The sequence below is a fragment of the Bacteroides clarus genome (genome assembly GCF_015555825.1).
Lineage (GTDB): Bacteria > Bacteroidota > Bacteroidia > Bacteroidales > Bacteroidaceae > Bacteroides > Bacteroides clarus.
Map to the genome: position 1 here is coordinate 26,826 of NZ_JADNLF010000001.1, position 8,112 is coordinate 34,937.

Here is an 8,112-nt window from a genome sequence, read left to right on the forward strand (position 1 = left end):
AATTGATTATGAGCAAAGAAACACTTGCCAAGAGCATTCGGGAAATTCCCGACTTTCCAATCCCCGGAATTTTATTCTACGACGTAACTACACTGTTTAAAAACCCGTCTGCACTGCAAGAACTTTCGGATACCTTGTATGAAATGTACAAGGATAAAGGAATAACCAAAGTAGTAGGTATAGAATCCAGAGGCTTTATCATGGGGCCCATTCTTGCTACCCGTTTAGGTGCCGGATTCGTTCCCATGCGTAAACCCGGAAAACTACCGGCAGAAACAATCGAGGAAAGCTACGATAAAGAATACGGCAAAGATACGGTACAGATACACAAAGATGCTATCGAACCGGATGATGTCGTATTATTGCATGACGACCTCCTGGCTACAGGTGGAACCATGGAAGCAGCCTGCAAATTGGTGAAAAAGATGAATCCTCAAAAGATATACGTAAACTTCATTATTGAATTGAAAGACTTACATGGAAAAGACTTATTCAGTAAAGATGTAAATGTAGAATCCGTATTGACTCTGTAAAAGGATAGGGTGATAAAGAGGTAAAATGGCAACCACCGCGTCGCTGCATCCGCCCCCTTTATCACCTTACCGCTTTATCATCTTATCATCTTTTGTTATCAATGGAAGAGCTAAAAACAAATGATTATCTGAAAGGCATCGTTCTGAACCTTCCCGAAAGCCCCGGTATTTATCAATATCTGAACGCCGAGGGCACGATTATATATGTAGGGAAAGCGAAAAACTTAAAACGCCGGGTATCTTCCTATTTCAACAGAGAACATGAACCGGGAAAAACGCGTGTATTGGTTAGCAAGATTGCAGATATCCGGTATATCGTGGTCAATACGGAAGAGGATGCTTTGCTCCTGGAGAACAATCTTATCAAGAAATACAAACCTCGCTATAATGTGTTGCTGAAAGACGATAAGACCTATCCGTCTATCTGCGTGCAGAACGAGTACTTCCCCCGCGTATTCAAAACACGAAGAATTATACGTAACGGTTCTTCCTACTATGGCCCATACAGCCATATACCATCCATGTATGCAGTACTCGATCTTATTAAACATTTGTACCCGTTACGCACCTGCAACCTGAATCTTTCTCCCGAAAACATTCGGGCCGGGAAATTCAATGTATGTCTGGAATACCACATCAAAAACTGTGCAGGACCATGTATAGGCAAGCAAAATCAGGAAGAGTACCTTAAAAACATCGCTGAAATAAAAGAAATACTCAAAGGCAACACTCAAGAAATAGAGCGAATGCTATATCAGCAGATGCAGGAACTTGCTGCGGAAATGAAGTTTGAGGAGGCACAGAAAATCAAAGAGAAATACCTGTTATTAGAGAACTACCGCTCTAAGTCAGAGGTGGTAAGCAACGTATTGCACAATATTGACGTATTCTCCATTGAAGAAGACAATGACGAAAAATCCGCATTCATCAACTATCTGCATATTACAAACGGAGCGATCAACCAAGCTTTCACTTTCGAATACAAGAAACGGCTGAACGAAACAAAAGAGGAGCTTCTTTCATTGGGTATTATTGAGATGCGCGAACGGTATAAGAGCCTTTCCCGCGAAATCATCGTACCTTTTGAGCTGGATATGGAACTTAAAGATGTCACATTTACCATCCCGCAACGCGGTGACAAGAAAAAACTGCTCGAGCTTTCCATCCTTAATGTAAAACAATACAAAGCCGACCGTTTGAAACAAGCGGAAAAGCTGAATCCGGAACAACGCACAGTACGCCTTTTAAAAGAAATTCAGCAGGAATTGCACCTCGACAGGTTGCCTATGCAGATAGAGTGCTTTGACAACTCCAACATTCAAGGTTCTGATCCTGTTGCGGCATGCGTTGTCTTTATTAAAGGAAAGCCGTCTAAAAAAGACTATCGGAAGTATAATATCAAGACTGTGGAAGGGCCGGACGACTATGCGTCCATGAAAGAGGTTGTCAAACGGCGTTATCAGCGTGCTATCGAAGAGAACTCTCCTCTACCCGACCTTCTTATCACCGACGGAGGAAAAGGGCAAATGAGCGCCGTAAAAGAGATTATTGATGAGTTGAACCTCGATATCCCTATTGCCGGGCTTGCCAAAGACGGGAAACATCGCACATCGGAACTGCTGTACGGTTTCCCGCCGCAAACAATCGGACTCAAACAAAACTCTCCCCTTTTCCGCCTGCTGACACAGATACAGGACGAAGTACACAGATTTGCCATTACCTTCCATCGCGACAAGCGCAGCAAACGGCAGGTAGCTTCGGCCTTAGACGAGATAAAAGGGATCGGAGACAAAACCAAGAATGCCCTGCTAAAGGAATTCAAGAGTGTAAAACGCATCAAAGAAGCACCGGCGGAGGCGATTATCAAGGTAGTTGGCGAAACAAAAGCAAAAATCATAAAGGAGTATTTCACAGGTAAATAGTCTTTCAACACAAATTCCGGTCTTATACCGTGACAATCACGAATTTATTCGTAACTTTGCAACCCGCAAAATTAATTTTTTAGAACTAAAACATGAGAGTAGTTATACAACGTACCGGACATGCGTCTGTCACTATCAACGGAACTTGTAAGTCTGCCATTCAAAAAGGATTTATGATACTGGTAGGCATAGAAGAAACGGACGACAAGGAGGATATCGACTGGTTGTGTAAAAAGATTGTCAACCTGCGTGTCTTTGACGACGAGAATGGCGTTATGAATAAATCCATACTCGACATCAACGGTGACATACTGGTAATCAGCCAGTTCACGCTGCATGCATCAACCAAGAAAGGTAATCGTCCCTCTTATATCCGGGCGGCGAAACCGGAAATTTCTGTTCCGTTGTACGAACAATTTTGCAAAGAATTGAGTTTAGCATTAGGTAAAGAAATAGGTACCGGTGAATTTGGAGCCGATATGAAAGTAGAATTATTGAACGATGGCCCTGTGACCATCTGTATGGATACAAAAAACAAGGAATAATGACATTAAAAGAAGCACAACAAGAGGTAGATTTCTGGATCAAGAAATATGGAGTACGTTACTTTAGCGAGCTCACCAATATGGCCATATTGACCGAAGAAGTAGGTGAATTGGCACGAGTTATGGCACGCAAATATGGCGACCAGTCTTTCAAGAAAGGAGAAGAAGACAACGTTGAAGAAGAAATTGCAGACGTCCTTTGGGTACTTCTCTGCATTGCAAATCAGACCGGAGTTGATATCACCGAGGCCTTTGCACGCAGCATAGAGAAGAAGACCAAACGCGACCAAACAAGACATATCAATAACCCTAAATTATCTGACCATGGAGAATAATGAATCCACCCAGAGCAAGTATGATGCCGCCTTGGCGAAGTACAACACCAATCTGAACGATGCGGAAATAGCTGCGGAAGTAGCTAAAATAATCGCAGAGAAAGTGCCTGCCAACAACACTCCGGAAGTAAAGAAATTCCTGTTCAACTGCATCGACCTTACCACTCTCAACAGTACGGACAGCGATGAAAGCGTTATGAAGTTTACTCAGAAAGTAAACCAGTTTGACGAAGAATTTCCCGATTTGAAGAACGTGGCAGCTATTTGTGTATATCCCAACTTTGCGGAAGTAGTAAAAGATACGTTGGAAGTGGAGGATGTAAAAATAGCCTGCGTATCGGCAGGTTTCCCCTCTTCACAGACTTTTATAGAAGTAAAGGTAGCTGAAACAGCCATGGCAATCATGGAAGGAGCCGATGAAATAGATATCGTAATTTCCATAGGAAAGTTCCTCAGCGGAGATTATGAAAGCATGTGTGATGAAATACAAGAGCTGAAAGCTACCTGTAAGGAGCATCACTTGAAAGTAATCCTGGAAACCGGAGCTTTGAAAACGGCAGCCAACATCAAGAAAGCCTCTATCCTATCCATGTATGCAGGAGCCGATTTCATCAAAACTTCTACCGGAAAACAGCAGCCCGCCGCCACTCCGGAAGCAGCATACGTCATGTGTCAGGCTATCAAGGAATACCATGCGCTGACGGGTAATAAGATAGGTTTCAAACCGGCAGGTGGTATCAACTGCGTAAACGACGCATTAATTTATTATACCATTGTAAAAGAAGTGCTGGGTGAGGAATGGCTGAATAACGAACTGTTCCGCCTGGGTACAAGCCGTTTGGCAAATCTTCTACTTTCGGAAATCAAAGGCGAGGAAATGAAGTTCTTTTAAGAACCGCCACCAAATAAAAAGATAAGTTTCTCATCCTGTCATTCTTCGCTCCGCTTTGAATGGCAGGATGAAATTATTTTTCACGTTCCACTACATAATCCAGATAACAGACAAGCGCTTTCTTAACATCCGTATCCTCCATGGAAGCCAATAACGAGAGTGCCTTTTCTTTGAATTCCACCATGACTTTCGTAGCGTATTCAATGCCGCCATGCTCTTTGGTAAACTCAATCAATCGGGCTATTTCACCAGTTGTCGCCGTTCCGTTCTTCACTTTTACGGCAATCTCTTTTGCTTGTTTATCATGCGTTGAATTAAGGGCATACAATGCAGGCAAGGTCAGCTTTCCTTCCAGCATATCATTACCGGTAGGCTTACCTATTTCCTTACTTTCATAATAATCGAATATATCGTCTTTAATCTGAAAGCAAAGACCGATATATTCGCCAAAGAGACGTGCATATTCCGCCTTTTCATCGCTGGCTCCCACCGAAAGCGCGCCTGCCTTCATACAGGCTGCAAACAGTACAGCCGTCTTCTTGCGAATGACGTCAAAGTAAATATCTTCGGAATATTCGGGATTACTGACATTGGAAAGCTGCAACAGCTCCCCTTCCGCCAAGTCCTGACCCAAGTTTGAAACAACATCTATAATGGCGTAATTACGTGTCATCCCTACTTCCACCAAAGCCGTTGCCAGCAAATAATCCCCCGTAAGCACAGCCACCTTATTATTAAAGATAGCATTTACAGAGAGCTGTCCCCGACGTTCGGTGCTTTCATCCACTACATCATCATGCACCAGACTTGCCGTATGCAGGAGTTCCAAGGCAACCGCGGCATGGAGCGTTGCCGGACAAATCTCATTATACAACTTCGCGGCAAGCAAAACCAGAATCGGACGCATCATCTTCCCATTCTTCTGCCGTATATGCGCAATTACGCTATTCAGCAAAAGATTAGAACTGGAAAGGCAACTGTCAAAATGCTTTTTGAAGTCTTCCAACTCCGCAGAAATCGGGGATTTTATGAGGGATATACTGTCCATACATCGCTATTTGAGCACAAAAATAGTAATAAAACAGTTAATACGGTATTTTTTTGTACTTTTACCATGAAAAAAAGGATAAATCTATGAATTCAACCGATAAACTTTTCTTGCTTGATGCCTACGCATTGATATATCGTGCTTATTATGCGTTCATCAAAAATCCGCGAATCAACTCCAAAGGATTCAATACTTCCGCCATTTTAGGGTTTGTAAATACCCTCGAAGAAGTACTGAAAAAGGAGAATCCTACGCACATAGGAGTAGCTTTTGATCCTTCGGGGCCGACATTCCGCCACGAAGCTTACGAACAATATAAGGCGCAACGGGAAGAAACTCCCGAAGCTATCCGCCTTTCCGTACCTATCATAAAAGACATTATCCGCGCTTACCGCATTCCCATCCTGGAAGTCCCCGGTTATGAAGCCGATGATGTGATAGGTACCCTTGCCACCGAAGCCGGAAAGCAAGGTATCACCACCTATATGATGACCCCCGATAAAGACTACGGCCAACTGGTATCGGACAACGTGTTTATGTACCGTCCCAAACATAGCGGCGGATTTGAAGTCATGGGCATAGAGGAGATAAAAGCCAAATTCGATATCCGGTCCACCGAGCAAGTCATCGATATGCTGGGACTGATGGGAGACTCTTCCGACAATATCCCCGGCTGCCCGGGCGTGGGCGAGAAAACCGCGCAGAAACTGGTAGCGGAATTCGGCAGCATCGAAAACCTGCTTGCCCATACCGACCAATTGAAAGGCGCGCTTAAAACCAAAGTAGAGGCAAACCGGGAAATGATTACTTTCTCCAAATTCCTTGCGACCATCAAAGTGGACGTGCCCATCAAGCTCGACATGAATACACTCGTCCGCGAAGAACCGAACGAAGAAGAACTTCGTAAGATTTTCGAAGAGTTGGAATTTCGCACGCTCATCAACCGTGTTCTGAAAAAGACGGATACTCCCCTTCCCTCTTCTTCCAATTCCGCCGCACCCGATCCTTATGCCGGAACTCTGTTTGCCCAACCGACCGGGAGTGCAACTCCCGAAAATAACGGTCCCGTTCAAGGCGATTTGTTTGCAAATTTTGCAGGCGACGGGACGGATGGCGCAAAAAAATCAAATCTCACGCGCTTAGAAATGCTCGATGTAGACTACCAACTCATTGATACAGAAGAAAAAAGAAAGGAAATTATTCAAAAGTTACTTACAACTGAAATTCTCTCAATAGATACTGAAACTACCGGAACCGAACCAATGGAAGCCGAATTGGTAGGAATGAGCTTCAGTGACGCCGAAAACCGGGCTTACTATGTACCTGTTCCTGCAAATCGTGACGAGGCGTTAAAAATCGTAAACGAGCTTCGTCCTCTTTACGAAAATGAAAATTCCATGAAAGTAGGGCAAAATATCAAATACGATATGATTGTTCTCCAAAATTACGGAGTACAGGTAAAAGGAAAACTCTTCGACACCATGCTCGCCCATTATGTATTGCAACCGGAACTTCGGCACAACATGGACTACCTTGCCGAAATCTACCTGCAATATCAAACCATCCACATTGATGAACTCATCGGAGCCAGAGGCAAAAACCAAAAGAATATGCGCGATCTTCCGGCGGAAGATGTCTATCGTTACGCTTGCGAGGATGCGGACGTTACCTTGAAACTGAAGAACGTACTTGAAAAAGAATTGAAAGAACAGTCCGCCGAGCATCTCTTTTATGAAATCGAAATGCCGCTTGTACCGGTACTCGTCAATATCGAAAGCAACGGAGTGCGCATCGACACAGAAGCTCTCAGGCAATCGTCCGAACATTTCACGCTCCGTCTGCAGGAAATTGAAAAAGAAATCTATGCGCTGGCAGGCGGCAAAACCTTCAACATCGCCTCACCCAAACAAGTAGGCGAAGTATTGTTTGACAGACTCAAAATCGTAGACAAAGCCAAAAAAACCAAGACAGGCCAATATGTTACCTCCGAAGAAGTGCTTGAAAGTCTCCGGAGTAAGCACGCAATCATTGGCAAGATACTTGAGTATCGCGGACTGAAGAAGCTGTTAAGCACCTATATCGATGCATTGCCTCAGTTGATAAACCCACGTACGGGACGTATCCATACCTCCTTCAATCAAGCGGTGACCGCTACCGGACGACTCAGTTCCAGCAATCCGAACCTGCAGAATATCCCCATTCGTGACGAGGACGGCAAAGAAATCCGTAAAGCCTTCATTCCCGATGACGGATGCGAATTCTTCTCCGCCGACTACTCACAGATTGAACTGCGCATTATGGCGCATCTGAGCCAAGACAAGAATATGATTGACGCTTTCCTCAGCGGTTACGACATTCATGCAGCCACGGCCGCTAAAATATATAAGGTGGATATTAACGACGTAACAGCCGATATGCGCCGTAAAGCCAAAACCGCCAACTTCGGTATTATCTACGGCATCTCCGTATTCGGACTGGCGGAACGTATGAACGTTCCCCGCCAGGAAGCCAAAGAACTGATAGACGGATATTTCGAAACTTATCCGCAAGTCAAAGAATATATGGACAGAAGCATACAGGTGGCACGCGAAAACGGATATGTAGAAACCATCTTCCACCGCAAACGCTTCCTGCCCGATATCAACTCACGCAATGCCGTAGTACGCGGTTATGCAGAGCGTAATGCCATCAACGCTCCTATCCAGGGAAGTGCTGCCGACATCATCAAAGTAGCCATGTCACTCATCTATCAACGCTTTCAAAGTAACAATCTGAAAGCAAAGATGATTTTACAGGTCCATGACGAACTGAATTTCAGCGTTCCCGAGGCAGAAAAA

The 8,112-nt window shown here is 44.3% G+C and carries 7 protein-coding genes; 6 read left to right on the forward strand and 1 reads right to left on the reverse strand.

The window, feature by feature from the left end:
• Positions 1–8: 8 nt before the first annotated feature.
• The 5 genes from I2F54_RS00120 to deoC all read left to right on the forward strand — a co-directional run bounded on the left by I2F54_RS00120 (position 9) and on the right by deoC (position 4,227).
• The gene (locus I2F54_RS00120) at positions 9–533 is read left to right on the forward strand and encodes an adenine phosphoribosyltransferase (protein ID WP_022218583.1); all 525 of its coding nucleotides are present in this window, start codon (positions 9–11) and stop codon (positions 531–533) included.
• Between the two features lie 101 nt (positions 534–634).
• Positions 635–2,455, forward strand: a complete 1,821-nt coding sequence (uvrC, locus tag I2F54_RS00125; RefSeq protein ID WP_195500254.1) for an excinuclease ABC subunit UvrC — start codon at positions 635–637, stop codon at positions 2,453–2,455.
• A 92-nt stretch (positions 2,456–2,547) separates the two neighbouring features.
• The gene (gene dtd / locus I2F54_RS00130) at positions 2,548–3,000 is read left to right on the forward strand and encodes a D-aminoacyl-tRNA deacylase (RefSeq protein WP_009121948.1); all 453 of its coding nucleotides are present in this window, start codon (positions 2,548–2,550) and stop codon (positions 2,998–3,000) included.
• The gene (locus tag I2F54_RS00135; protein WP_009121949.1) at positions 3,000–3,335 is read left to right on the forward strand and encodes a nucleotide pyrophosphohydrolase; all 336 of its coding nucleotides are present in this window, start codon (positions 3,000–3,002) and stop codon (positions 3,333–3,335) included. Before dtd ends, I2F54_RS00135 begins: the two co-directional genes overlap by 1 nt.
• Positions 3,325–4,227 carry a deoxyribose-phosphate aldolase gene (deoC, locus tag I2F54_RS00140; protein ID WP_195500255.1) on the forward strand — a complete coding sequence of 301 codons (903 nt, stop codon included), beginning with the start codon at positions 3,325–3,327 and terminating at the stop codon, positions 4,225–4,227. The genes I2F54_RS00135 and deoC overlap by 11 nt, the downstream gene beginning before the upstream one ends.
• 73 nt (positions 4,228–4,300) lie before the next feature.
• Here the strand turns inward: deoC and I2F54_RS00145 are convergent, their stop codons facing one another.
• A complete protein-coding gene (locus tag I2F54_RS00145; protein WP_009121951.1) occupies positions 4,301–5,275 on the reverse strand; it encodes a polyprenyl synthetase family protein in 975 nt (324 codons plus the stop codon).
• 86 nt (positions 5,276–5,361) lie between these two features.
• On the opposite strand from I2F54_RS00145, the gene polA reads away from it, so the two are divergent.
• Positions 5,362–8,112, forward strand: a 2,751-nt coding sequence (gene polA, locus I2F54_RS00150; RefSeq protein WP_195500256.1) for a DNA polymerase I, incomplete at its 3' end; no start/stop codon positions are given.

Coding starts and splice junctions, on each gene's coding strand:
- I2F54_RS00120 (WP_022218583.1), top strand. CDS start 9: ATGAGCAAAGAAACACTTGCCAAGAGCATTCGGGAAATTCCCGACTTT.
- uvrC (WP_195500254.1), top strand. CDS start 635: ATGGAAGAGCTAAAAACAAATGATTATCTGAAAGGCATCGTTCTGAAC.
- dtd (WP_009121948.1), top strand. CDS start 2,548: ATGAGAGTAGTTATACAACGTACCGGACATGCGTCTGTCACTATCAAC.
- I2F54_RS00135 (WP_009121949.1), top strand. CDS start 3,000: ATGACATTAAAAGAAGCACAACAAGAGGTAGATTTCTGGATCAAGAAA.
- deoC (WP_195500255.1), top strand. CDS start 3,325: ATGGAGAATAATGAATCCACCCAGAGCAAGTATGATGCCGCCTTGGCG.
- I2F54_RS00145 (WP_009121951.1), bottom strand. CDS start 5,275: ATGGACAGTATATCCCTCATAAAATCCCCGATTTCTGCGGAGTTGGAA.